This is a genomic window from Paenibacillus jilunlii, from assembly GCF_900102965.1.
Taxonomy (GTDB): domain Bacteria; phylum Bacillota; class Bacilli; order Paenibacillales; family Paenibacillaceae; genus Paenibacillus_AQ; species Paenibacillus_AQ jilunlii.
Map to the genome: position 1 here is coordinate 125,797 of NZ_FNGM01000010.1, position 23,790 is coordinate 149,586.

Annotated in this window: 29 protein-coding genes; all 29 read left to right on the forward strand. The window is 53.3% G+C overall.

Annotated features, from left to right (window positions below):
* Window positions 1-8 precede the first annotated feature (8 nt).
* A complete protein-coding gene (gene plsY / locus BLQ82_RS17765; RefSeq protein WP_062519055.1) occupies window positions 9-626 on the forward strand; it encodes a glycerol-3-phosphate 1-O-acyltransferase PlsY in 618 nt (205 codons plus the stop codon).
* Window positions 619-1,659, forward strand: coding sequence for an NAD(P)H-dependent glycerol-3-phosphate dehydrogenase (locus BLQ82_RS17770; protein WP_062519057.1), 1,041 nt, complete (start codon window positions 619-621; stop codon window positions 1,657-1,659). Before plsY ends, BLQ82_RS17770 begins: the two co-directional genes overlap by 8 nt.
* Window positions 1,660-1,726: 67 nt before the next feature.
* Window positions 1,727-2,002: a stage VI sporulation protein F gene (locus BLQ82_RS17775; protein WP_062519059.1), complete on the forward strand. Its 276-nt coding sequence runs from the start codon at window positions 1,727-1,729 to the stop codon at window positions 2,000-2,002.
* Between the two features lie 260 nt (window positions 2,003-2,262).
* On the forward strand, window positions 2,263-2,442 hold the full coding sequence (locus BLQ82_RS17780; protein WP_025709313.1) for a DUF2768 family protein: 180 nt from the start codon (window positions 2,263-2,265) through the stop codon (window positions 2,440-2,442).
* 74 nt (window positions 2,443-2,516) lie between these two features.
* Entirely contained in the window at window positions 2,517-3,134 is a 618-nt protein-coding gene (locus BLQ82_RS17785; protein WP_062519787.1) for a nucleotidyltransferase family protein, read from the forward strand.
* Between the two features lie 27 nt (window positions 3,135-3,161).
* Window positions 3,162-3,530, forward strand: coding sequence for a 2Fe-2S iron-sulfur cluster-binding protein (locus BLQ82_RS17790; protein WP_062519784.1), 369 nt, complete (start codon window positions 3,162-3,164; stop codon window positions 3,528-3,530).
* Between the two features lie 42 nt (window positions 3,531-3,572).
* The gene (locus BLQ82_RS17795; RefSeq protein ID WP_244280857.1) at window positions 3,573-4,328 is read left to right on the forward strand and encodes a DUF3939 domain-containing protein; all 756 of its coding nucleotides are present in this window, start codon (window positions 3,573-3,575) and stop codon (window positions 4,326-4,328) included.
* Window positions 4,329-4,710: 382 nt separating this feature from the next.
* Window positions 4,711-6,189, forward strand: a complete 1,479-nt coding sequence (spoIVA, locus tag BLQ82_RS17800; protein ID WP_060861756.1) for a stage IV sporulation protein A — start codon at window positions 4,711-4,713, stop codon at window positions 6,187-6,189.
* A gap of 280 nt (window positions 6,190-6,469) precedes the next feature.
* Window positions 6,470-6,742, forward strand: a complete 273-nt coding sequence (locus BLQ82_RS17805) for an HU family DNA-binding protein (RefSeq protein ID WP_020427702.1) — start codon at window positions 6,470-6,472, stop codon at window positions 6,740-6,742.
* Between the two features lie 118 nt (window positions 6,743-6,860).
* Window positions 6,861-7,109 carry a trp RNA-binding attenuation protein MtrB gene (mtrB, locus tag BLQ82_RS17810; protein WP_062519782.1) on the forward strand — a complete coding sequence of 83 codons (249 nt, stop codon included), beginning with the start codon at window positions 6,861-6,863 and terminating at the stop codon, window positions 7,107-7,109.
* Between the two features lie 110 nt (window positions 7,110-7,219).
* On the forward strand, window positions 7,220-7,759 hold the full coding sequence (locus BLQ82_RS17815) for a hypothetical protein (RefSeq protein ID WP_062519780.1): 540 nt from the start codon (window positions 7,220-7,222) through the stop codon (window positions 7,757-7,759).
* Between the two features lie 114 nt (window positions 7,760-7,873).
* Window positions 7,874-8,743 carry a heptaprenyl diphosphate synthase component 1 gene (locus tag BLQ82_RS17820; protein ID WP_062519778.1) on the forward strand — a complete coding sequence of 290 codons (870 nt, stop codon included), beginning with the start codon at window positions 7,874-7,876 and terminating at the stop codon, window positions 8,741-8,743.
* Between the two features lie 3 nt (window positions 8,744-8,746).
* Window positions 8,747-9,499 (forward strand): demethylmenaquinone methyltransferase, encoded by a 753-nt coding sequence (locus BLQ82_RS17825; protein ID WP_062519776.1) that lies wholly within the window; start codon window positions 8,747-8,749, stop codon window positions 9,497-9,499.
* Entirely contained in the window at window positions 9,492-10,367 is an 876-nt protein-coding gene (locus BLQ82_RS17830; RefSeq protein WP_062519774.1) for a UbiA-like polyprenyltransferase, read from the forward strand. The genes BLQ82_RS17825 and BLQ82_RS17830 overlap by 8 nt, the downstream gene beginning before the upstream one ends.
* Window positions 10,364-10,966, forward strand: a complete 603-nt coding sequence (locus tag BLQ82_RS17835; RefSeq protein WP_062519772.1) for a UbiX family flavin prenyltransferase — start codon at window positions 10,364-10,366, stop codon at window positions 10,964-10,966. The genes BLQ82_RS17830 and BLQ82_RS17835 overlap by 4 nt, the downstream gene beginning before the upstream one ends.
* Window positions 10,967-10,969: 3 nt before the next feature.
* Entirely contained in the window at window positions 10,970-11,830 is an 861-nt protein-coding gene (locus tag BLQ82_RS17840) for a menaquinone biosynthesis protein (protein WP_074648348.1), read from the forward strand.
* Window positions 11,827-12,795, forward strand: coding sequence for a polyprenyl synthetase family protein (locus tag BLQ82_RS17845; RefSeq protein ID WP_062519766.1), 969 nt, complete (start codon window positions 11,827-11,829; stop codon window positions 12,793-12,795). The genes BLQ82_RS17840 and BLQ82_RS17845 overlap by 4 nt, the downstream gene beginning before the upstream one ends.
* Window positions 12,796-12,902: 107 nt before the next feature.
* A complete protein-coding gene (gene ndk / locus BLQ82_RS17850; RefSeq protein ID WP_039835090.1) occupies window positions 12,903-13,346 on the forward strand; it encodes a nucleoside-diphosphate kinase in 444 nt (147 codons plus the stop codon).
* A gap of 26 nt (window positions 13,347-13,372) precedes the next feature.
* Complete coding sequence (locus tag BLQ82_RS17855; RefSeq protein WP_062519763.1) at window positions 13,373-14,176, forward strand: CheR family methyltransferase; 804 nt, start codon at window positions 13,373-13,375, stop codon at window positions 14,174-14,176.
* A gap of 123 nt (window positions 14,177-14,299) precedes the next feature.
* A complete protein-coding gene (locus BLQ82_RS32060; protein WP_167529896.1) occupies window positions 14,300-14,461 on the forward strand; it encodes a hypothetical protein in 162 nt (53 codons plus the stop codon).
* Window positions 14,462-14,656: 195 nt separating this feature from the next.
* Complete coding sequence (gene aroC / locus BLQ82_RS17865; RefSeq protein ID WP_062519755.1) at window positions 14,657-15,826, forward strand: chorismate synthase; 1,170 nt, start codon at window positions 14,657-14,659, stop codon at window positions 15,824-15,826.
* A gap of 2 nt (window positions 15,827-15,828) precedes the next feature.
* The gene (gene aroB / locus BLQ82_RS17870) at window positions 15,829-16,932 is read left to right on the forward strand and encodes a 3-dehydroquinate synthase (RefSeq protein ID WP_062519804.1); all 1,104 of its coding nucleotides are present in this window, start codon (window positions 15,829-15,831) and stop codon (window positions 16,930-16,932) included.
* Entirely contained in the window at window positions 16,926-17,297 is a 372-nt protein-coding gene (gene aroH, locus BLQ82_RS17875) for a chorismate mutase (protein ID WP_062519751.1), read from the forward strand. Before aroB ends, aroH begins: the two co-directional genes overlap by 7 nt.
* Before the next feature lie 349 nt (window positions 17,298-17,646).
* Window positions 17,647-19,200, forward strand: coding sequence for an anthranilate synthase component I (trpE, locus tag BLQ82_RS17880; protein ID WP_062519747.1), 1,554 nt, complete (start codon window positions 17,647-17,649; stop codon window positions 19,198-19,200).
* Window positions 19,201-19,241: 41 nt separating this feature from the next.
* Window positions 19,242-20,282: an anthranilate phosphoribosyltransferase gene (trpD, locus tag BLQ82_RS17885; protein WP_062519744.1), complete on the forward strand. Its 1,041-nt coding sequence runs from the start codon at window positions 19,242-19,244 to the stop codon at window positions 20,280-20,282.
* On the forward strand, window positions 20,272-21,102 hold the full coding sequence (gene trpC / locus BLQ82_RS17890) for an indole-3-glycerol phosphate synthase TrpC (protein WP_062519740.1): 831 nt from the start codon (window positions 20,272-20,274) through the stop codon (window positions 21,100-21,102). The genes trpD and trpC overlap by 11 nt, the downstream gene beginning before the upstream one ends.
* The gene (locus BLQ82_RS17895) at window positions 21,095-21,775 is read left to right on the forward strand and encodes a phosphoribosylanthranilate isomerase (RefSeq protein WP_062519737.1); all 681 of its coding nucleotides are present in this window, start codon (window positions 21,095-21,097) and stop codon (window positions 21,773-21,775) included. Before trpC ends, BLQ82_RS17895 begins: the two co-directional genes overlap by 8 nt.
* Window positions 21,772-22,968, forward strand: coding sequence for a tryptophan synthase subunit beta (gene trpB, locus BLQ82_RS17900; protein ID WP_042267089.1), 1,197 nt, complete (start codon window positions 21,772-21,774; stop codon window positions 22,966-22,968). The genes BLQ82_RS17895 and trpB overlap by 4 nt, the downstream gene beginning before the upstream one ends.
* Complete coding sequence (trpA, locus tag BLQ82_RS17905; protein ID WP_062519735.1) at window positions 22,968-23,789, forward strand: tryptophan synthase subunit alpha; 822 nt, start codon at window positions 22,968-22,970, stop codon at window positions 23,787-23,789. Before trpB ends, trpA begins: the two co-directional genes overlap by 1 nt.
* Window position 23,790 lies beyond the last annotated feature (1 nt).

Consider the following 23,790-nt stretch of genomic DNA (forward strand, 5'->3'; position numbering starts at 1 on the left):
AGAAGACTGTGGCGTTTGAACTTCTGGTTATCGTTGTAAGCTATCTGCTTGGTTCCGTCAGCTTCAGTGTACTGCTGGTACGGATGCTCAAGGGTGTTGATATCCGGCAGTATGGAAGCGGAAATGCGGGAGCTACCAACACCCTGCGTGTCATGGGGAAAGGCCCGGCGATTCTGGTGCTGGTTCTGGACGTGCTGAAGGGAATTGCTGCGGTGTGGCTCGGTACCTGGGCCGGCGGCTGGGGAACGTGGGTTGCTGTTGCCTGCGGGATTGCCGCTATTATTGGGCACAATTGGCCGCTCTACTTCCACTTTCGCGGCGGAAAAGGGATCGCAACCACTATTGGCGTTATGGCTACGCTTGCGTTTTGGCCTGCGCTGATCGCCGGCATTATTGCCATCGCGTCAATTGTCATCACAAAGTATGTATCCCTAGGCTCACTGCTGTTCGTCGCGCTGACTCCGGTGTTTTTAATTTTCACCGGGTTTACTGCTCCAGAGTTGTGGGGCAGTCTAATTATTGCCGTCTTCGCTTTCTGGCGGCACCGGAGCAATATCGTGAAGATCAGCCAGGGGCGGGAGAATAAAATCGGCTCCAAAGTCAAGGAGGGGAACCGCGTTGTCTGATAAAGTAACCGTGCTGGTCGCGGGCAGTTGGGGAACTGCGCTGGCATCTGTGCTGGCGGCTAACCACTCGGAAGTTTATCTGTGGACACGGAAACCCGAACAAGCGGCCGAAATCAACAGCTCCCATACGAATCAGCATTTCCTGCCCGGCATAACGCTGCCGTCGAATATTATTGCAACTACAGATATAGAGACTGCCGTCAAGGATTCCAAGGCAGTTGTTATTGTTGCGCCTTCCTCTGCCATGCGGCAGGTTGCCGGTGCTTTGAAGCCTTATTGGAAGGAAGGGATGCTCTGCATTCATGCCACCAAGGGGTTTGAGACCGAAACGATGAAACGGATGTCGACCGTTATTTCTGAGGAGCTGGGCTGCACCGAAGGGGAAATTGTGGTGCTGTCCGGACCAAGCCATGCGGAAGAAGTAGTCCGTCTATGTCCGACCACAGTGGTGGTGGCTTCGGCAGATGAACAGCGCGCAGCCGCTGCGCAGGAGCTGTTCATCAACAATGATTTCCGCGTATATACGAACCGCGACCAGGTGGGCGTGGAGCTCGCCGGAGCGCTCAAGAATATCATTGCATTGGGTGCCGGGCTGTCGGATGGCCTGGGTTTCGGAGATAATGCCAAGGCAGCGCTGCTTACCCGCGGGCTTGCCGAAATTTCACGCGTTGGCGTGGAGCTTGGCGCCAATCCGCTTACCTTCTCCGGCCTTGCCGGACTGGGGGACCTGGTGGTCACGGCAACCAGCAAGCACAGCCGCAACTGGCGGGCTGGCTCGATGCTGGGCCAGGGCAAACCTTTGGCTGAGGTGCTGGAGTCGATGGGAATGGTGGTTGAAGGCATCCGGACTACGAAAGCCGCCTATGCGATTTCGCTTAATCTTAATGTGCAGATGCCAATCACTGATCAAATTTATCATGTGCTGTTCCAGGGCAGAACTCCGCGCAGTGCGGTAGAGGCCTTAATGGGACGGGACCGCAAGACGGAGATGGAGGCCATTTCCCAGGAGACCTGGGAGCAATGGCATTCCTGATAAACGTTCACCTTTTGCCGGAAATTCTCATATGTTGTAATGGGGATTGACGGAGGAGGGATGATAAGTGAGCAGAGATTTTTCCAAGGATGCATTGAACGCCATTAACAAAAAGGCGGGCAAGAACATTACGGAAGGCGCCGTCAAAAAGCTGGCCAGTACGGTCAAGCCGGGTACAACGCAGAATGAAGCCCAGCTCCGCCAGTTGATCAAGCAGGTGTCAGCAATGGCTAAGGTGCCGGTTAGTGAAGCTACTGTGCAGGAAATTATTAACGCAGTCAAAAAAGGCGGCGCAAATTCAGGCACAATGGAGTCTTTAATGAAAATGATGATGAAAAAATAAGTCAGGGCTTCACGAAGTAAAGAGCAGCAATCCGGAATCCACCCAGATTCCGGATTGCTGCTCTTTTTTTAAATATAATTTATATGCTTCACGCAATAAATGTTCCTTATATTTCTCGCTGAAACGCTACCGTCCTGTAAAAGGACGGCGTAGCCGTATCCACTTGCGGTGGGTTCCAAACATTTCAACTTGCAGAAATGGATAGAGTTTCATGTTATAATATTCGCAATCCGAAATTAGCCGAATAGGGGGCGCAGCGCATGGACCCGATGACAAAGATGTGGTTATCCCTGGTCGCAATCCTGATTATGGGACTATCCGTGTTTCTGATTACCTTTGCCCGCAGTAAAACCAAAGGCCTGTTAAGGGGCATTTTGTCTGTGATCGCTTTTGTGATTATGCTAATCGGCTTGCTAGGCGGAGCTGCTTCGATTATGTAAGCATTTACATTCATTCAGTCAGAAGTATTTCTGGAAGAAGCGCTGGACTTTTTCAGGAATGGAGTGTGTGGGGTATGGTTTTAGCCGGGGTACCGGAACCACTTGTTACTGTACTTGGGGAATTGACGGAAAAGTTAAGCTTGCCATGGCTGGAGCAGCCGCCGGCATGGATGCTGGGAGGGAGCTGCGGGCTGCTGCTTCATGGGGTGACGCTGGACGCTGCTCCACATGACATTGACCTGTATGCGGATATTAAGGATGCCAGGCGCCTCCATGACGTGCTTAGCGGGTATACCGTAAGCGGGCCGGAGGAAGATTACAGCGGAGGCTGTTTTTCGCTGCGCAGCTGTTATTCCCTGGGGAATACCAGTATTGAATTGATAGGCGGATTTGAGATTGGACATGGCTCCTGGCAGTACTCAGTGAACATCCAGCGGCTGCTGGCTTATGCACCTGTGCAGGATTTTACAGGAATTGGCCTGCTGCGGCTGATGCCTGCGTCACATGAGCTGATATTCAACATCCTGCGCGGCAGGGCTGAACGCTGTGCAAGCATCGCAGCATACCTGAGACAAGATCTGTCCGCCCACCTGCCGTTGCTGCAAAGCCTGATTCTGGATAACGGATTGGATCTGTCCTTCCAGATGAAACTGAATCAACTGCTTGGAGTCCGCCCATTAATTGAAACATAACGGAATGTGAAGAAAGGAAGCTGCATCATGAAACGGCAAAAGGGATGGGTTGTCACTTTTCAGCCGGAAGGACGTACAGCCGAAGTTATGCATGGGACCCTGCTGCTTGAGGCAGCCCGCAAAGCAGGGGTTGTCCTAACCACCCGCTGCGGCGGAAAGGCTGCATGTCTGATGTGTAAGGTGAAGGTTGAGGATCAGTCTGCTGCGGGTCTACGGCCGCCGGGCGATGCGGAACGGTACAAACTGGGCAGTCTCCTGGATGAAGGGTTCCGTTTGGCTTGCCAGGCCGCCGTATGGAGCAATGTGACCGTACATACTCCGGAAGACCCTCTAAAAGCAGCCGTGCGGCGCAGGCTTGAAGCGGCACGGCGCGGCGATGAAGATGAGCTATGGTAGTTCTGTAGGCAACAACTTTACGAAGTGGAGGGATTCAGCGTGGTGAGCGGCAGAAGGCGGATGAAGAAGCTGAAGTTCAAAGGTGCAGCAGTTGTATTTATGGTATTGCTGCTCCTGGCCTCCTCTCTCTCAGGCTGCATGTACCCCGGGAAGGAGCAGCAGACAGGCAGCAGCTACCGGGAAAGCGTAAAGCGGGTACAGGAGGCCGTGGATGAATACCAGCAGCAGGAGGGGCTGCTGCCGATTATGAATGCGGACGAATCTACTCCCAGATATGAGAAATTTGTGATAGATCTTGGGAAGCTGCACGAAATGGGGTATCTGGATGAAATTCCGGGGGCAGCTTTTGAAAAAGGCGGCAGCGCGTATTTTCTTATCCTGGATGAAGAAACCCGTCCCTCTGTCCGGCTGATGGATATTGTTACTGTGCAGAAGGTGAATGATGTCCAGCGGCAGATCAACCGGTACAAGTCCGGGCATGGAGGGAATCTTCCAGCTGCGGATGAAATTTATCCCGGTCTTTTTACAATAGATGCCCGGCAGGCGGGAACCGGCTCCATTACCTTAAAAAGCATATATTCCGGCCAGCCGCTGCAATTCATTATGGATAAAAACGGCACCGTATACGCGGATTACAGTCCTGATATTATGTCCGCGATCGACAAGAATGGTGTTTCCCCTGAAGCTAATCGCGATCTGCGTCTCCAACTGGAGCAGGCTTCTTATTATGTGCCTGTGAAATCCTTGCCTTATTACTGGGTAGATGGCCAGCCGGTCCCCCAGTCTCCGCAACCATAAAGATACACTCCAGTCCACTACCAAAAGGTAGTTCTATTCCTCTATTCACTCTCATATATTGTCTGAGAAGGCTTCCGGGCGTCGTGACGCTCTGCGGCGCGCATCAGCTGGTTTTTTTGGAAATTCCCTATTAATTTGCGCGGGTAGCGGGTCATAAATCCGTTCTGGATACATATGATGATACTAGTCCAAATGCATGTCCGAGCATTCGGGGTTTAGCGTGGGGCAAAGATTGCTCCGCCCTGAAGTCAGCAGCTAGGCTCCCTGGCGGACAATGTCAAGTCCGGTGGATGTCCTGCAAGGGTCAGAAAAGCCGGCGGAACGCGAAGTCGATGCTCTTCAGGCATTTTTTCTTCGGAGTAATATGAGGAGGGGATCTCTTTTGGAAAAAGTGGATATTTTCAAGGACATTGCCGAGCGTACCGGCGGAGACATTTATCTTGGCGTCGTCGGCGCGGTTCGCACAGGGAAATCAACATTCATCAAACGCTTCATGGAAACGATCGTCTTGCCGAACATTACGAGCGAGGCTGACCGGGTAAGAGCGATTGATGAGCTTCCGCAAAGCGCGGCAGGTAAAACCATCATGACGACAGAGCCGAAATTTGTGCCGAACAATGCGGTGCAGATCAAGGTGACAGAAGGGCTGGAGGTCAATGTCCGGCTGGTCGACTGTGTGGGGTACGCGGTTGAAGGTGCCAAAGGCTATGAGGACGAAAATGGTCCCCGCATGATTTCAACCCCTTGGTTTGAGGAACCGATTCCTTTCCAGGAAGCGGCGGAGATTGGCACCCGCAAGGTTATTCAAGAGCACTCCACGCTGGGTGTGGTAGTGACTACAGACGGAACAATCGCGGAAATTCCGCGGCACTCTTATGTGGATTCCGAAGAGCGTGTAATCGCGGAACTGAAGGAGGTCGGCAAGCCATTTGTGCTTGTGATTAACTCGACCCGGCCGCGCAGCGAGGAAGCGCAGCAGCTCCGCAGCGAGCTGGCCGCCAAATATGACATTCCGGTCATGACGCTCAGTGCAGCCAACATGACTGAGGACGATGTAACCGGCGTGCTGCGTGAAGTGCTCTATGAGTTCCCGGTTCATGAGGTGAATGTGAACCTGCCGAGCTGGGTGATGGTGCTGGGAGAGAACCACTGGCTGCGCAGCAGCTACGAGAATTCGGTCCGTGATACGGTGAAGGATATCCGCCGTTTGCGTGATGTCGACCGGCTGGTGTCCCAGTTCACGGAATACGACTTCATTGAGCGGGCCGGCCTCAGCGGCATGAATATGGGCCAGGGTGTGGCAGAGATCGATCTGTATGCGCCGGAAGAGCTCTATGACCAGGTTCTGATGGAGATTGTAGGTGTTGAGATCCGCGGCAAGGATCACCTGCTGCAGCTGATGCAGGATTTCTCGCATGCCAAACGTGAATATGACCGCTTCTCTGAAGCCCTTGAAATGGTAAAAACAACCGGCTACGGTATAGCCGCACCATCGCTTGCTGAAATGGCGCTGGATGAGCCGGAGCTGATCCGGCAGGGGTCGCGTTTTGGAGTCCGGCTGAAGGCTACTGCCCCCTCCATCCATATGATCCGGGTGGATGTTGAATCCGAGTTCTCGCCGATCATTGGCACAGAGAAGCAGAGTGAAGAACTGGTACGGTACTTGATGCAGGATTTCGAGAACGATCCGATCAAGATATGGGAATCCGATATTTTTGGCCGCTCGCTGCATTCTATAGTGAGGGAAGGTATCCAGGGCAAAATCGCCATGATGCCGGATAACGCCCGCTATAAGCTGCAGGAAACGCTGGGCCGGATTATCAATGAAGGCTCCGGCGGACTGATTGCTATCATTCTGTAACTAAGCCTGGGGTATTAAGAGAGCAGAGCGGAAGAATTCCGCTCTGTTTTTGCTATGAACGGAGCCCCGTATCGTGCATATTTCGGCCAAAAGTGCTACTTTCTGCTCCTTTTTTGAGGAACGCCTTGAAATTATGGATGGGCTGTATTACTATAAGTTTGTTGCGCTTCTAGGTAGAAGGGCGCCAGTATCTAGTAAAAAACGGGATTATCACGTATATTTTGCGTTTAAACGGAAACAGTGTATGATACCGGAAATTTGCCCAGGGAGGTGAGAAGACATGAATAAATCAGATTTGATCAACGTGGTGACAGAAGCAACTGAACTTCCCAAGAAAGATGCTACTAAAGCGGTAGATGCCGTTTTCGAAGCGATCACAGGTGCTCTGCAAAACGGAGATAAAGTCCAGCTGGTAGGATTCGGAAACTTTGAAGTGCGCGAACGTTCCGCACGCAAAGGCCGCAACCCGCAAACTGGTGAAGAAATCGAAATTCCTTCGAGCAAGGTACCGGCGTTCAAACCGGGTAAAGCTCTGAAAGACGGAATCAAATAGAGATTTCTACATATCTATCCCATAGTCTTTCTGAGTAACAATGATGCCGCCCTCCAAGGCGGCATTTGTTGTTGAGAGGGCTGGCTTAATCTCACAATAATATATAGGAGGGTTTGGCATGACTGAGAAGAATAATGGCGTTAATCCCGCACCGTCAGGCAGCGACTATATCGTAATCAAAGCCAAGGAGAACGGTGTTCAGGTCATCGGGCTTACCCGGGGGCTGGACACACGGTTTCATCATACGGAGAAGCTGGACAAGGGCGAGGTGCTCATCGCCCAATTCACAGATCATACCTCAGCCATGAAAATCCGCGGCAAGGCCGAAATATGGAGCAAACACGGACAATTGGAAAGTGAAAGCTGAAAAGCAGGCATAGCCTGCTTTTTTTCAAAATATAACTAAGGATAGCCATGTCTCGTATTCCGTATATTCGTTCAAAGAGGCGGCAACTATGAATGATAAGGAGGCTTGTCATGAACAGGAGCTGGCTGATTGGAACGGCAGTGCTCATTACCGCTGCTTCCGCGCTGATTCTGCCGCAGCTGGCTGCGCTTGAGCCTTCCCTGCACCGGCAGGATGGAGTGGTGGAAACCTTAGGCGGCAGCGGTGTGGTTCTGGAGAGCAGCAATCTTGTGGATGTGCTGGAGAGGCTCCCGCTTACGCTGACCATTGACAGGGCCGGGTGGAAGGGGAATGTTCTCACTCTGGATTTGAAGGTGACCGGCAATGATCCGGAGCCGCAGGAGCTGTATCAGAACATGGCCCGGGTCATTTCCTTTGCCTTTCAGGAGACGGTTAACGTCGACCAGCTGCTGCTGCGGATTGTTGCCGAGGACAAATGGCTGGACAGCAGGCGTCTGCTGCTTGCCGGGGATATCCGGCGCAGCGAATGGTCGCCCCTGCTTCAGGATGCGCTGCTGACGGCGCCAAGCCGCCCGCTGCCCGAATCCGTGAAGAGCGGACTGCGCATCAGTGAGAGCGAGCTATGGAAGAAGCAGTTCATTTATCCCTAATCTGGGTAAAAGAAACTAGAACGGCCTACAGTGCGTGACCAAAAAACATGTGATATAATAGACAAGATTGTGAACAAAGATATTGTCATAACGTCAATGGCTCCGGAGGCTGAAATGAAACCGTACCGCATACCGCAACTGGCTAAACCTTATACCGACTACGACATGATTCAGCGGCATACGGAATTGCCGCCGTTCTCAGACGGGCGTGGTCATTTGTTATATATTTTTTTAAGTCATGGCTCCCCGGTCGGCATAAAGGGCGGCGAGCTCTTTACACTCGTGACCGGTCTTGTGCAGCTGGGGCTGGATACCCATGAGTGCATCGACCGTGTCCAGGACGAGCCGGGGGGAGATCCTATGCGTTCCCGCCAGCTTAAAGTTCTGGCCGGCGATTATTTCAGCAGCTGGTTTTATCATTTGCTTGCCAAACGGGAGCAGATTGAGATGGTCGGTATACTAAGCACCGCCATTGCCGATCTTAATGTGATGAAGGCCCATCTGTACAGCAAGATGAAGGGCATGTTCCTGTCTGCTGAACAATATTTGCGTCACACGGTACAGCTCAATATGAGGCTGTTCCTTTCTTTTACACCGATGATTGAGGAACCGCTTGCCGAGCTGTGGGAGAAGCTGCTGGCCGAATTCAGCCAGTATGAGACCGTCCTTCTGGAGCTTCGCCGCGGAGGTGACCCGGTAAATGCCATGGAAGGTTATTGCTACTGGAAAGTGCTGGAGTCGGCTACTGAGGATGAGCGGCGGCTGCTTCAGGACCAGGAGCTTGATCTCAAGGATTGGAAGAAGCTGATGATGAAATACAAATGCGATTCTTTGCTGACAGACAAGCTGCATGGATCGCTCCGGTCCATTCAGGGACTGCTGCAGGGTGTGAAGGAGGAGAACCTGTTCGCCGAGCTGAATGCTGCGCTTGACCGCCTCCTTCAGCATATGAAAATATCCGGACAAGCAGCCGTGGAGGGTTAGGACATGACTATAGAGAAAACTACTACAATCGGTGATCAAGGCACTAAACCCAAGGAGCAATTTGTCCATTCTGTTTTTGAGAGCATTGCCGGCAAATATGATCTGATGAATGATATCTTAAGCTTCCGCAGGCATAAGGCCTGGCGCAAATTCACTATGCGCAAGATGGGGATGAAGCGGGGCGATTCTGCGGTTGATCTGTGCTGCGGCACCTGTGACTGGAGCATTGCGCTCGCTGAAGCCAGCAGGACGGGCTGTGTCATGGGCCTGGACTTCAGTGCAGGGATGCTGGAGGTAGGCCGGCGCAAGGTGGAGGCACGCAATCTCCAAGACCGGATTTCCCTGGTACAGGGCAACGCCATGGAGCTGCCTTTCGGGGACAACTCCTTCGATTATGCGACAATCGGGTTCGGGCTCCGCAACGTACCTGATCCGGTCCGGGTATTAAACGAAATGAAACGTGTGGTGAAGCCGGGAGGCATGGTAGTCTGCCTGGAATTGTCCAAACCGATGAAGCAGCCGTTCAAAGGCATTTATTATTTTTATTTCCAGCGGGTGCTGCCGCTCCTTGGCAAACTTTTCGCGAAGAGATATGAGCAGTACAAATGGCTTCCGGAGTCATTAGCCTTGTTCCCGGACAGAAAGCAACTAGAAGTGATCTTCCGTGATACCGGACTGCAAAAAGTGGAGTCCTATCCCTTGACCGGAGGCATCGCGGCACTACATATTGGGCTCAAGGAGAATTGTAATGCTTAAGAAAATCGGCATTTTTTTGCAAATGATCAAGTTTGAACATACCGTTTTTGCTTTGCCTTTCGCTTTTATGGGCGCCTTGCTGGGGTCGGTCGTGATGTTTGGGGCTTTGCCCTCCTGGAGCCAAATCGGCTGGATTGTGATAGCCATGTTCGGCGCACGCAGCGCGGCCATGGGGCTGAACCGGCTGATTGACCGGTTCAGCGACGCCAAAAACCCCCGTACAGCCGGCAGAGCCATCCCAGCCGGACTGCTCAAGGTTGGAGAGGTGTCCCTGTTTATTGCCTTCTCTTTCTTTTTGCTGTTCTGGGCCGCGTTCAAGCTGAACCCTTTATCGGCCAAACTGCTGCCGATCGCCGTTTTTCTTCTTGTTTTTTATTCATTCACTAAACGTTTCACCTGGGCCTGCCATCTGATCCTTGGTCTGACCATTGCGCTCGCCCCTCTCGGAGGCTGGGTTGCCGTCACCGGAACCGTGGACTGGACCTCCATGGTATTTTATTTCACGATCGTATTCTGGACAGCGGGGTTTGATATTATCTATTCTTGCCAGGACGTTGAATTCGACAAGAAGGAAGGCCTCTATTCTATCCCTGTCCGCTTTGGCGTTGCCCGTGCACTGACCATTGCCAAGGTGTTCCACATACTGACGGGCATCGGTTTTGTGTCGCTGCTGTTTATTACCGATCTTAGCTGGTGGTACGTGGCAGGGATGCTGATCTCCTACATTATTCTTTTTTATGAACACCATATTGTTTCTCCAAGCGACCTCAGCCGGCTGCAGACCGCATTCTTCACCATGAACGGTGTGCTGAGCATTGTAGTATTTTCCTTTACTCTGATTGACTTGGTGGTGCAGTTCTACAAATGAATGAGCTTAAGCCGAAAAACTATGTTGTAGGCATCACGGGAGCAAGCGGCGGCGTTTATGGCGTCCGGCTGGCCAGAACGCTGCTTGCGCTGGGACACTCGGTCCATCTCGTGGTAAGCAATGCCGGCTGGCGCGTATTTAAGGAAGAGCTGGGCTTTGCCGCCTCGGACCGGGAGGGCTTTCTGAACGAACAGTTCGGGAGCTATCCCGGTTCTCTGCATTATCACCCGATTGCCGACATCGGGGCTTCCATTGCCAGCGGCTCCTTCCGCACCGAAGCCATGATTATTATGCCTTGCTCCATGGGTACTCTATCAGCCGTGGCCCACGGCAGCTCGGATAACTTGATGACCCGGGCTGCGGATGTCATGCTGAAGGAAGGGCGTCCGCTTGTGCTTGTACCCCGGGAGACACCGCTTCATGCAATTCACCTGGAAAATATGCTGAAGTTGTCCCGGCTAGGGGTAAAAATGATTCCGGCGATGCCTGCATTTTATTACGGCCCGGCTACAGTGGATGACTTGATTGACTTTATGGTGGGCAAGGTGCTGGACAGCCTGAACCTTGAGCATTCATTATTTCGCAGATGGGGGGAATGAAGGATGAATGATCCTGAACCTACCGTTATCGGTAAAATCAGCTATACCAATTCATGGCCGGTATTTCACAATTTCCACCCCTCTTCCTTAAGCTTTCCCGCAGAGATGGTGAGTGAGGTGCCTGCCATTCTTAATCAAGGCATGACCAGCGGAAGTATTCATGTGGGAGCCTTGTCCTCTTTTGCCTATGCGGCTGCAAGCGAACGGTTGCTGCTGCTGCCGGATTTGTCAGTTAGCTCGGATGGCCCGGTGAAGTCCATTCTGATGTTTTCACGTGTGCCGCTGGCGCAGGTCGCCTCAGGAACGATTGCTGTAACCAATACTTCGGCCACATCGGTCAATTTGCTGAAGATCCTGATGGCAAAAGCAGTAAACGGCAAACCTGAATATATCAGCGCTGCTCCTGATCTGGACAAGATGATGGCCGGGGCGGATGCCTGCCTGCTGATCGGTGACAATGCCATCCGGGCCTCGTGGCAGGATCAGGGCTATATCGTTACCGATCTTGGCGAGCTGTGGAAGGAATGGACCGGATTTGGGATGACTTTTGCCGTCTGGGCCGTGAACCGGGAGGCTGCCGGAAGGAGACCGGAGGCAGTTGCTGAAATCGCCGACGCCTTTGTGGAGAGCAAGAGACGCGGCCAGCAGAATCTGGCGCCCATTATCCGGGATGCCTGCTCAGCTATCGGGGGTACGGCAGCCTATTGGGACACGTACTTCCGTAATTTATGTTATGACTTTGGGGAAAGGCAACAGGAAGGGCTGAACCTCTATTTCCGCTACGCCTACGAGCTGGGTTTGCTGCAGCATGAAGTGAAGATGGAGATGTGGAGCCATAATCTGCTGACACGGGTGAACGAATGAAACGAATGCAAATGTTTGGCTTGCTGAACAAGGATATGGATCAGATTGAAAAAGAGCTCTACCGCAGCGTACAAGGGGACGATGATTTGCTGACAGAAACGTCCCTTCATCTGCTGAAGGCAGGCGGCAAAAGGCTGCGGCCGGTTTTTGTGCTGATGGGCGGCAAATTCGGACAATACGATCTGGAGAAGCTGAAGCGTGTTGCCATACCGCTGGAGCTGATCCACAGTGCTTCGCTGGTTCACGACGATGTGATCGACGATGCAGAGCTGCGGCGCGGAGAGCTGACGGTCAAAGCGAAATGGGGCGATAAAATCGCCATGTATACCGGGGATTATATTTATGCCAAGGCGCTGGTAATGACCTCGGAGCTGGGCAATCCGCGAATACACCAGATCCTCTCGAAGGCGATGGTGGAAATGTCTATCGGAGAGATGGAGCAGATCCGTGACTTCTTCAACAGCGAGCAGAGCGTGCGCCATTATCTGCGGCGCATCCGCCGCAAGACGGCACTGCTGATTGCCATCAGCTGCCAGCTCGGTGCGCTGGCTGCGGATGCGGAGCCGGATACGGCCAGGCTGCTCTATGATTACGGATATAACGTCGGTATGGCGTTCCAGATCCGTGACGATCTGCTCGATCTTTCCGGGACGGAGAAGCAAATCGGCAAACCTCCGGGCAGCGACATGCGGCAGGGCAATATTACACTGCCGGTGATATACAGCCTGGAAGACCAGCGGCTGCGGAGTGCGCTGCTTACAGAGCTGGCATCCATCCGCGAAGGAAAGAGCGGCGTGGGGCGCGCCATTGATCTGATTCTGTCGGGTGAAGGCATTTCCAGGGCAGAAGAGCTGGCATCCCGCTACATTGCCAAGGCGCTTGCAGCGCTGGACCAGCTGCCGAGCAACCGGACGAAGCGCAATTTGAAGGATATTGCTTTTTTTGTGACAGGGCGGTCTTATTAATCTGCAGAATTCGAAATATTAAGCGTTCACAGATGGCAAGGTTTCTGATACTATCAGAAAAACAGCTTATTATTCATTTGGAATAATAGAAAATGGAGAGTGACTCTATGGAGCAAACGTATCTGATGATAAAACCGGATGGGGTTCAACGCGGATTGATTGGGCGGATTGTCGCCCGTCTGGAGGACAAGGGGTTCAAGCTGGTTGCCGCGAAGCTGATCATCATTACAGAAGAGCAGGCAAAGAAGCATTACGCAGAACATGAAGGCAAAGACTTCTTTCCGGAATTGGTACGCTTTATTACCTCCGGACCTGTATTCGCGATGGTCTGGGAAGGGGATGATGTAATCGCCCTGTCCCGTTTGATGATCGGAAAAACCAAGGTGGGAGAAGCTCTGCCGGGTACGATCCGCGGTGATTATGCCAGCCACACGCCTCTGAATTTGATTCATGGTTCGGATTCTCCGGAAAGTGCAGCACGTGAAATCGCCAATTTCTTTGCTCCGGATGAACTGGCGGATTACAACAAAGACATCGCGGCCTGGATGTAGTTCCAGGCGGGAGGCAGGGAAAAGAAATGGCTGAACGAGAAGAAGCAGCAACAGCACCAGACCCGGATTACACCGGATTTATCCATAATGTGAAGCAAAGCACCGGGATTGACCTGGCGCAATATAAGGAAGCACAGATGAAACGGCGTCTGACCACGCTGCGGATGAAGAACGGCTATCAGTCCTTCAGCGATTTTTTCGCTGCAATGATGAAAGACAAAGCCTTGTTCTATGAATTCCTGGACCGCATGACCATCAATGTCTCCGAATTCTGGCGCAACCCGAACCGCTGGGAGGTCCTGCGGGATGTCATTCTGCCTGAACTGCAGCGTTCGGGCAGCAGGCTGAAGCTATGGAGCGCTGCCTGCTCCACCGGCGAAGAGCCGTACACCTTGGCGATGATCCTCTCCGACAAAAACATTCTGGCCCAGACCGGCATTCTGGCGACAGACATTGACGACGGGGCACTGGCCAAAGCAAAGCAGGGCCTCTACCTGGAGCGGTCCCTGAAGGATGTGCCGAAGGATGTCGCCGGCCGCTATTTTACACCGGAAGGGCCTGTGTTCAGGGTCAGTGACGGACTCAAGAAAAATATAGATTTCCGCAAGCAGAACCTGCTGCTGGATAAGTTTGATGAGGGCTTCGATTTAATCATCTGCCGCAATGTCATGATCTATTTTACGGAAGAGGCCAAAAACAAGCTGTACCACAAGTTTTCAGCCAGCCTGCGTCCGGGCGGATATTTGTTCGTGGGCAGCACGGAGCAGATTTTCACGCCGGCCCAGTATGGATTCGAATCGACAGAAACGTTCTTCTACCGCAAGAAATAAATCGGCTGTGGCTGTGCACCGGAATATGACACTCCTTAGGGATACGTATACTTTCGCACGTTTTCAGTGATACTGGACAGTAGAGGTAGATTACGTGTGTTAAGCGAAAGGTCGTACATTCTGATGGATAAAAGCAAGGTCATAGATGCCTACAGACGCGGTTTTCTGACCGTCCGTGAATGCGGGCAAATTCTCGGTGTTGAAGAGCGGCAGCTGCAAAGTCTGCTCGCGCTTGAAGATGACAAGGCGTCATGCCTGCCGCCAAGCCGGAGAATCGGCAGTTGAAGACTGGATTCCCCCGGTAACTGCAGCGTCGTCATTACTCGTTAGAGTAGAGGCGGCGCTGTTCTTTTACGTGCCGGACAATGGCAAGCCAGGCTTATCCCTTTCTTGTCAAAGCGGATTCCCTATACTATAATGAGCAAAGACATTTAACATTTTAGCGGTTTACAGTTTAAAAGTGTGAAGGGGGAACGCAGCATGAGTTTACGCTACTTAACAGCGGGGGAAACGCACGGCCCCCAGCTTACAGCTATTATCGAAGGACTGCCCAGCAATTTGACACTTGATTTTGAGGAGCTTAACTTTCAACTGCAGCGGCGGCAAAAAGGCTACGGGCGGGGACGGCGGATGCAGATCGAGAAGGATTCGGCAGAAATCGTCGGCGGAGTCCGTCATGGATACACCACCGGTGCTCCTGTAGCTCTGGTTGTGGAGAATAAGGACTGGACCCATTGGAAAAATATTATGAACATCGAACCTATTCCCGGCAGCGACGAAGAGAAGCGGCGTGTGAACCGCCCCCGTCCCGGACATGCGGACCTGAACGGCGGACTGAAATATAATCTGACGGACCTCCGGAATGTGCTTGAGCGCTCCAGCGCCCGCGAAACCGCGGCTAGAGTGGCTGTAGGTGCAGTAGCCCGGCAGCTTCTGGCTGCGTTTGGTGTGAAGATTGCAGGACAGGTGATCCGTATCGGTGAAATTGAAGCACCTGCGAATGATCTGCCGATTGACGAGCTGATCGAGCAGACAGAAGCTTCTTCTGTGAGAGTCGTGGATAAAGAAACTGAGAAGAAGATGGAAGCCTACATAGATAAGATCAAGGAGGAAGGCGACTCCATTGGCGGCATCGTGGAATGTATCGTTGAAGGCCTGCCTGTCGGCCTGGGAAGCCATGTTCAATCCGACCGCAAGCTGGACGGTGCCATCGCCGGTGCAGTAATGTCCATCAACGCCTTCAAGGGTGTGGAAATCGGCATTGGTTTTGAGGCAGGCAAGCTGCGGGGCTCGCAGGTCCATGATGAGATCCTGTATGAAGCATCCCGGGGATACTACCGGGCGAGCAATCGTCTGGGCGGCTTTGAAGGCGGAATGACCAACGGAATGCCGGTTGTGGTCCGCGGAGTGATGAAGCCGATTCCGACGTTGTACAAACCGCTGCAAAGTGTGGATATCGACACGAAAGAGCCTTTTACCGCCCAGGTGGAACGTTCAGACGCTTGTGCTGTGCCGGCAGCTTGTGTGGTGCTTGAGAATGTGGTGGCCTGGGAGATCGCCAAAGCCTTCCTGGACAAGTTCGGCGGCGATTCCATCGAGGAGATCAGAGCCAACTACAACAATTACCAGTCACAGCTGGAGAGCTACTAATGATGCGCAGCATTACGGTAGACCTCGGTGAACGTTCCTATCCGATCCATATCGGAAGCGGACTCTTGCGTGACATCGGCCAGCATTGTGTGAAGGCCGGGTTTCCGCTCCGCAGTCCGCTGCTGATCGTCAGTGACAGCGAAGTGGCCCCGCGGTATCTTTCCGTGGTTGAAGCCGCCCTGCGCGGAGAAGGATATTCCGTAGTCAGTCATGTGATTCCAGCCGGAGAGGCTTCCAAATCACTGGCCGTATATGAAGAAGTCATCACAACGGCAATCCAGGCCGGGTTGGACCGCAGTTCAGCCGTACTGGCACTGGGCGGCGGTGTGGTAGGGGATCTGGCGGGTTTTGTAGCCGCATCTTATATGCGCGGAATAGGCTTCATTCAGATTCCTACTACAATATTAGCCCATGACAGCAGTGTAGGCGGCAAGGTGGCGGTCAATCATCCGCTGGCGAAGAATATGATTGGCGCCTTCTATCAGCCGTCGCTGGTGCTGTATGATTTGGATACCCTGGGCACGCTTCCGCCGCGCCAAATCTCTTCGGGACTGGCTGAAGTGGTAAAGCACGGTCTGATTCTGGACCGTGACTTTGCTTACTGGTGCCTTGAACATGCTTCTGAGCTGCTCTCGCTGAATACAGAGGCATTGGGATATGCTCTGGAGCGTGGCTGTGCGATCAAGGCCCAGGTCGTCAGCAATGACGAGCGTGAGCATGGGCAAAGAGCGTTTCTGAACCTTGGGCATACGATCGGACACGCGATTGAAGCCGTGGGCGGATACGGTGTATTCCTGCACGGTGAGGCCATTGCCATCGGAATGGCAGGCTCTGCGCTTCTCGCTGCCAAGCTTGGCCGGGAGAGGGCGATTTATGAGGATACCATTGCCATGCTGTCAGCACTTTCGCTTCCCGTGAAATTACCTGCGGAATACAGCGAGGATGAGCTGATGGAAGCGATGATGCATGACAAGAAATTCAAGGAGGGCAAGATGACCTTTATCGTGCCGGATTCAATCGGCGCTGTCAGTATCGTGAATGATGTGCAGCAGAGCGCCGTGCGCGAGGTTCTTGCACAGCTTAAGAAGGAGGGAAGCCCGTGGTAAACCGGGGAATACGCGGTGCAACAACCGTAACCAACAATGAGGAAAACGAAATCCTGCGGGAAACGGTTGTTCTGCTGCGCGAGATTGTGGAGCGCAATGACGTCATTGCGGAAGATATCTGCAGCGTGTGGATTACTGTGACCGGAGATCTGGACGCTACCTTTCCGGCGCGGGCCATCCGGGAAATTGAAGGCTGGGATCTGGTGCCTCTGATGTGCTCCGTGGAGATTCCCGTCAAAGGCGGCCTGCCGATGTGCATCCGGCTTATGGTGCAGGTCAACACCGATAAATCGCAGCGGGATATCCGCCATGTTTATTTGAATGAAGCCCGGAAGCTTCGTCCGGATCTCTCACAGCAGAAGTAACAAATTCCTTTTGCAGGGTTGCCATGGACCAAGGCCATCATGTATAGTGTAGTTAGCCGAGTGAAGCAGAGTTTAGTTTAGTTGAGATGAGTATAGTTGAGCAGAGTGCAGGATTTTAGTTGAGTTTAGGCATGTATCGCGTATGATTGCAATTCTCTTTTTAAGTTACACGTTAGTGCTTATTTGCATTATCGCTGTATTCTTTTATAGGGGGGAGTGCATCCATTGCGATGGTGATATGCCGCTCATTTGCGCTTTTCCATATACTTACTTACACCAACCTCTACTTCGGTAGAGGTTTTTCTGTATTTCGGACATTATAAACCAACATTTCAAGGAGGCATCCCAAGTGACGAATCCAAGTGTAGAAGAAGTGCTGTCGCTGTCGCGGGAATATAATCTGATCCCTGTAGTTACGCGGCTGCTCGCCGATATGGAGACACCCATCCGGTTATTCCAGCGGTTTGCCGGGCAGGACCGGGCTTTTTTGCTGGAGAGTGTAGAGGGCGGGATCCAATGGGCCCGTTATTCTTTTATCGGCAGTGACCCTTTCCTGATGGTCTCGGGCAAAAAAGGCGAAGTCCATGTGGAGGTCGGCGGCGGGAAGAGACGGCTGTCCGGCAAACCCGTCGAGGAGCTCAAAGCACTGCTCCGCTCATACCGCAGTCCTAAGCTGGACGGGATGCCTCCTTTTACAGGCGGGGCCATCGGATTCTTCGGATATGATCTGCTGCAGTATTATGAGAAGCTTTCCGCCCACGCAGTCGATGACTTGAATATGGATGATATCCGCTTCATGTTCTGCGACCGCATTATCGTATTCGATCATGTGAAACAGCAGATTCTGCTGGTGGGTAACCTGCATATCAAGGACGGGGATACGGATTCCGATATCCGGGCCGGATATGAGGAGCTGAGGCGCCGGCTGGAGAATATGGCTGAGGAGCTGCAGAAGGACGGACCGAAGGAAAACGTCAACCGGCGCAGCATACCCCAGGATATTGAGCTGGGTGAGATCCATTCGAACCTTACCAAGGAACAGTACATCAGCAATGTGGAGCAGGCGAAGGAATATATCCGGGCTGGGGATATTTTCCAGGTGGTGCTGTCTCAGCGGCTGCACATTGAAACAGAAGTATCCCCGCTGCATGTCTACCGGATGCTTCGGACGTTGAACCCTTCCCCGTATATGTATTATCTGAAAATGGATGAGGAAATCATCGTCGGCACTTCGCCCGAGGCGCTGGTCAAGGTGGACGGAGGCCGTGTGGAAACCCGTCCCATCGCCGGGACCCGTCCCCGCGGAGAGAACGAAGCCCATGACCGTGCGCTGGCTGCTGAACTGCTGGAGGATGAAAAGGAACGGGCAGAGCATCTGATGCTGGTGGATCTGGGCCGCAATGACCTGGGCAGAGTGTCCAAATTCGGTACGGTAAAATGTGATTCCTTCATGGAAATCGAGAAGTACTCGCATGTGATGCATATCGTCTCGAATGTGTCAGGGACACTGGACGAAGGCAAGGATTTCTTCGATGCCTTCCTCTCCTGTCTGCCGGCAGGGACCGTATCGGGGGCGCCGAAGCTGCGGGCGATGGAAATCATCGCCGAACTTGAACGGGAAGCAAGAGGCGCTTATGCGGGAGCCATCGGCTATCTTGGGTTTTCCGGAAATATGGATTCCTGCATTACGATCCGCACCATCATTTTCCGCAAAGGCCGGGCTTATGTGCAGGCTGGGGCAGGAATCGTGTGGGATTCGGTTCCCGAGAAGGAATATGAAGAGACCGTCAACAAGGCCAAAGCGATGCTGAAGGCGATCCGGATGGCAGAAGCCATGTTCCCGGCCGAAGCCAAAGAAAAACAGGTAATCAACCAGGATTACATGTATGAATATACCCCTTGATCCCGGCGGGTCAAGAACACAATGAACAGGAGGAAATCAGGATGGACGCAAGCCAAAGGATACAATCAGGGATTACCAGTATCATCGAAGGCCGGGATCTCAGCCGGCTGCAGGCGCGGGAGATTATGGGGTCAATTATGGAAGGATCAGCCTCAGCGGTGCAGATTGGCTCGCTGTTGACGGCACTCCGGATTAAGGGGGAAACCGTCGAAGAAATCACCGGGTTCGCGGAAGCGATGCGGGGGTTCAGCACCCATGTAGCTACAGAACGGTCCCAACTGCTGGATACCTGCGGAACCGGCGGCTCTGGCATCCATAAGTTCAATATTTCCACAGCCTCGGCCATTATCTCATCTGCTGCTTCCGTCCGGGTAGCCAAGCACGGCAACCGTTCTGCCTCCGGCAGAGCCGGCAGTGCCGATGTGCTTGAGGCACTTGGAGTCAATATTCATCTGAATGCAGAGCAGGCCCGGCAGTGCCTGGACAGCATCGGTATCTGCTTCCTGTTCGCGCAAATCTATCATCCGTCGATGAAGCACGCTGCAGCACCCCGGAAGGAGCTGGGGTTCCGCACCGTATTCAATATGCTGGGACCCCTGACGAACCCGGCAGGGGCAGACCGTCAGCTGATGGGGATTTACGACAGGGACAAGACGCAGACGATAGCCCAGGTGCTGAAAGAGCTTGGTTCCAAGCGTGCGATGATTGTGAGCAGTCTGGACGGCCTGGATGAGATCAGTATTTCAGCGCCGACACAGGTGTCTGAACTGAAGAACGGTGTGGTGACAACCTATGAGATCACCCCTCAGGAACTGGGGCTAAGCACACATCCGCTGGAGGATGTCCTTGGCGGTGATGCGGCGGAGAATGCGGCAATCATCACCGGAGTGCTGCAAGGAGATCTGAATCCTTACCGTGATATTGTCCTCGCCAATGCGGGCGCATGCATTTATGTGGCTGGACTTGCGGATACCCTGCAAGAGGGTGTGGAAAAAGCAAAGACTGTAGTAGATTCCGGTGCTGCGCTGCTGAAGCTGGAGCAGCTCAAAGCCATGACAAAGGAGCTTGATTATGTATCTTGAGCGGATTGTTGCCACCAAAATCAATGAAGTAGAAGCCTTAAGCAAAACGTTCTCCTTAGAGGAGGCCAAGCATCAGATTGCAGCATTGCCTCCCACAAGAGGGTTTCGAACAGCGCTTACGAAGTCGCGCAACAGATCCATGGGGCTGATTGCCGAGGTAAAGAAGGCTTCTCCCTCCAAAGGCCTAATCCGGGCGGATTTCGATCCGGTGTCTATCGCCATGGGGTATGAAGCGGGCGGAGCGGATTGTTTATCCGTCCTTACGGATAAAGACTATTTTCAGGGCAGTGGCGCTTATCTGCAGCAGGTTAGGGAGGCTGTGAAGCTTCCGCTGCTGCGCAAGGATTTCATTATCGATGAACGGCAGATCTACGAAGCCCGCCTGCTGGGTGCCGACGCGGTGCTGCTGATCGCAGCCATTCTGACGCCTGAACAGCTGATTTCGTTCACTGATACAGCTGCCTCGCTGGAGCTCGATATCCTGATTGAGATTCATGACCGGAGCGAGCTGGAGACCGTTCTGGCAACCGGGAAATTAGAGCACCCGGGGGTGCTGCTGGGGATTAACAACCGCAATCTGCGCACGTTCGAAACGGCGCTGTCTACCACAGCCGAGCTTGCTGCGCTGCTTCCCGGCTCAGTTCCCGTGATCAGCGAGAGCGGAATTGCCGGTCCGCAGGATATTGATTATCTGAGAACTACCGGAGCCAGCGGCGTGCTGGTTGGAGAATATCTGATGCGCCAGCCGGATGTGGAACAGGCAGTGAACGAGCTGCTTGGTGCGCTGCCGGAAGGGAAGGAACGTGCCGCCCGTGGCTGAGACGCTGGTAAAAATCTGTGGACTTCAGGACGTTGAAGTGCTAAAATCTATGAAGCGATTACCTGTGGATTATATCGGGTTTGTGTTTGCAGAGAGCCGCCGCAGGGTGAGCCCCGAACAAGCGGCAGAGCTTATTGCTGAGCTTGCGGAATGGGAGAACGGGAAACCTCCGCTCGCCGCCGGAGTGTTTGTGAATCCTACACTTGCTGAGCTTGAAGCGCTGCTCTCCACCGTACCGCTGAAGGTCATTCAGCTGCATGGCCAGGAGAGTGCGGAATTATGCCGGGCCGTCAAGGCGGCCTTTCCGCAGGTGCAGGTATGGAAGGCTCTTTCTGTAGCCACAAGCAGTGCTGAGTCCGCTGCGGACGATCCTCATTCCTTGCATCACTATGCCGGGGCCGTCGATGCTCTGCTGCTGGATACCTTTGACCCGTCCGGCAGCGGCGGCTCCGGGCGGACCTTTGATTGGGAGCAGATTCCAGCCTATAGACAGGCGGCTTGTGTATATGGCTTGCCTTTATTTGTAGCCGGTGGGCTGCATCCCGAGAATGTGCGTGAACTGCTGGATGGCTATGCTCCATACGGTGTAGATGTTTCAAGCGGAGTAGAGAGCAATGGGGTTAAGGATATCGTTAAAATGACAGCTTTTGTGGAAAGGGTGAAGCAATCATGATACAAGTACCGGACAAGAATGGGCGTTTTGGTTCTTTTGGAGGCCGCTTCGTTCCTGAAACGTTGATGAATGCGCTGATTGAGCTGGAGGAAGCTTACAACAGATTTTCCGCTGATCCTGCTTTTCAGAAGGAAGTGGATTATCTGCTCAAGCAATATTCCGGGCGCGAGACTCCGCTCTATTATGCGGAACGTCTCAGCAAACATCTGGGAGAAGCTAAAATATACTTGAAACGCGAGGATCTCAACCATACAGGTGCTCACAAAATCAACAATGCGATCGGCCAGGGCATTCTCGCCAAGATGATGGGCAAAACCAAAGTCATCGCCGAAACCGGCGCAGGCCAGCATGGTGTGGCTACGGCTACAGTAGCAGCGCTGCTCGGAATGGAGTGCAAGGTGTTCATGGGCGAAGAGGACACACGCCGCCAGGCGCTGAACGTATTCCGCATGAAGCTGCTGGGGGCTGAAGTCATTCCGGTGACTTCCGGTTCACGGACATTGAAGGATGCTGGGAATGAGGCGCTCCGCTACTGGGTCAGCAACGTGGAGGACACCTTCTATGTCCTGGGTTCTGCTGTGGGCCCGCATCCGTATCCGATGATGGTCCGCAATTTCCAGCGGATTATCGGGGATGAGACGCGGCGCCAGATTCTCGAAGCCGAAGGCAGGCTGCCGGATCTGCTGGTCGCGGCCGTGGGCGGCGGCAGCAATGCGATCGGCATGTTCTATCCGTTCATGGAGGATGAGCAAGTCGGGATGATCGGGGTGGAAGCAGCCGGCAAAGGCGTGGAGACTCCATTCCACGCGGCAACGATGAGTAAAGGGACCCGGGGGGTCTTTCAGGGCTCACTAAGCTATCTGCTGCAGGATGAGCATGGACAAGTACAGGAGGCGCATTCCATTTCCGCCGGTCTGGACTATCCCGGAGTAGGCCCTGAACATTCCTACCTCAAAGATGTCCACCGTGCACAATATGTGCCGGTTACGGATGATGAAGCCCTGGAAGCCCTGAAGCTGCTCTGCGTGACCGAAGGGATTATTCCGGCGCTTGAATCCGCCCATGCCATTGCGCATGTTGTAAAGCTTGGACCGGCATTGACCAAGGATGATATCGTGGTGATCTGTTTGTCGGGACGCGGGGACAAGGATGTTGAGTCCATTATGGCCTACACGGAAGGGGCGGGTAAGTGATGACAACGGAAACAACGAACCGGATGGATTTGGCCTTCCGCAGGCTGAAGGAGGAGGGCCGGACAGCGCTGATTCCGTTCCTGACTGTAGGCGATCCGGATCTGGAGACTACGCTTGAGATTATCGCCGAGCTGGAAGCGGCAGGGGCGGATATTCTGGAGCTGGGCGTGCCTTATTCCGATCCGCTTGCGGACGGTCCGGTGATCCAGCGGGCCTCTTCCAGAGCATTGCGGGGCAATATCCATTTGCGTACCTGCATGGAAACAGCGCTGAAGGCCCGGCAGGCGGGCAGTGAGCTGCCTTTTATTCTGTTTACCTACTATAATCCGGTCATGCAGATGGGACTCGACAGCTTTTTCTCCCTGCTACATGCCCATGAGATCAGCGGACTGATTATTCCTGATCTTCCAGTGGAAGAGTCAGAGGATATGCGTCAGCGGAGCCGGGCGGCAGGAGTAAATCTTATTCCGCTTGTAGCGCCTACGTCCAGCGAGCGGATTGCGCGGATTGTCGCCGGGGCCAGCGGTTTCGTGTACTGTGTATCTTCCCTTGGAGTTACAGGTGAACGCTCTTCCTTTCATTCCGGTGTGGATGAATTCATCGCTTCTGTCCGCCAGGCCACGGACCTTCCTGTGGCAGTGGGCTTTGGCATTTCGACCGGTGAGCAGGTAGCACGGTTTGCCCGTATCTGTGACGGTGTAGTGGTAGGCAGCGCAATCGTCCGCAAGGTCGAGGATGTTATTCCACTGCTTAACAATGCTGCTACACGAAGTGAGGGCCTGTTGCAAATTCGTGAATTTGTGGCACAATTAAGACCATAAC

Bases quoted from the DNA above. Each gene is read 5' to 3' on its own strand.
- BLQ82_RS17780 (WP_025709313.1), top strand. From the start codon at position 2,263: ATGGACCCGATGACAAAGATGTGGTTATCCCTGGTCGCAATCCTGATT.
- BLQ82_RS17785 (WP_062519787.1), top strand. From the start codon at position 2,517: ATGGTTTTAGCCGGGGTACCGGAACCACTTGTTACTGTACTTGGGGAA.
- BLQ82_RS17790 (WP_062519784.1), top strand. From the start codon at position 3,162: ATGAAACGGCAAAAGGGATGGGTTGTCACTTTTCAGCCGGAAGGACGT.
- BLQ82_RS17805 (WP_020427702.1), top strand. From the start codon at position 6,470: ATGAATAAATCAGATTTGATCAACGTGGTGACAGAAGCAACTGAACTT.
- mtrB (WP_062519782.1), top strand. From the start codon at position 6,861: ATGACTGAGAAGAATAATGGCGTTAATCCCGCACCGTCAGGCAGCGAC.
- BLQ82_RS17815 (WP_062519780.1), top strand. From the start codon at position 7,220: ATGAACAGGAGCTGGCTGATTGGAACGGCAGTGCTCATTACCGCTGCT.
- BLQ82_RS17820 (WP_062519778.1), top strand. From the start codon at position 7,874: ATGAAACCGTACCGCATACCGCAACTGGCTAAACCTTATACCGACTAC.
- BLQ82_RS17825 (WP_062519776.1), top strand. From the start codon at position 8,747: ATGACTATAGAGAAAACTACTACAATCGGTGATCAAGGCACTAAACCC.
- BLQ82_RS17830 (WP_062519774.1), top strand. From the start codon at position 9,492: ATGCTTAAGAAAATCGGCATTTTTTTGCAAATGATCAAGTTTGAACAT.
- BLQ82_RS17835 (WP_062519772.1), top strand. From the start codon at position 10,364: ATGAATGAGCTTAAGCCGAAAAACTATGTTGTAGGCATCACGGGAGCA.
- BLQ82_RS17840 (WP_074648348.1), top strand. From the start codon at position 10,970: ATGAATGATCCTGAACCTACCGTTATCGGTAAAATCAGCTATACCAAT.
- BLQ82_RS17845 (WP_062519766.1), top strand. From the start codon at position 11,827: ATGAAACGAATGCAAATGTTTGGCTTGCTGAACAAGGATATGGATCAG.
- ndk (WP_039835090.1), top strand. From the start codon at position 12,903: ATGGAGCAAACGTATCTGATGATAAAACCGGATGGGGTTCAACGCGGA.
- BLQ82_RS17855 (WP_062519763.1), top strand. From the start codon at position 13,373: ATGGCTGAACGAGAAGAAGCAGCAACAGCACCAGACCCGGATTACACC.
- BLQ82_RS32060 (WP_167529896.1), top strand. From the start codon at position 14,300: ATGGATAAAAGCAAGGTCATAGATGCCTACAGACGCGGTTTTCTGACC.
- aroC (WP_062519755.1), top strand. From the start codon at position 14,657: ATGAGTTTACGCTACTTAACAGCGGGGGAAACGCACGGCCCCCAGCTT.
- aroB (WP_062519804.1), top strand. From the start codon at position 15,829: ATGCGCAGCATTACGGTAGACCTCGGTGAACGTTCCTATCCGATCCAT.
- trpD (WP_062519744.1), top strand. From the start codon at position 19,242: ATGGACGCAAGCCAAAGGATACAATCAGGGATTACCAGTATCATCGAA.
- trpC (WP_062519740.1), top strand. From the start codon at position 20,272: ATGTATCTTGAGCGGATTGTTGCCACCAAAATCAATGAAGTAGAAGCC.
- trpB (WP_042267089.1), top strand. From the start codon at position 21,772: ATGATACAAGTACCGGACAAGAATGGGCGTTTTGGTTCTTTTGGAGGC.
- trpA (WP_062519735.1), top strand. From the start codon at position 22,968: ATGACAACGGAAACAACGAACCGGATGGATTTGGCCTTCCGCAGGCTG.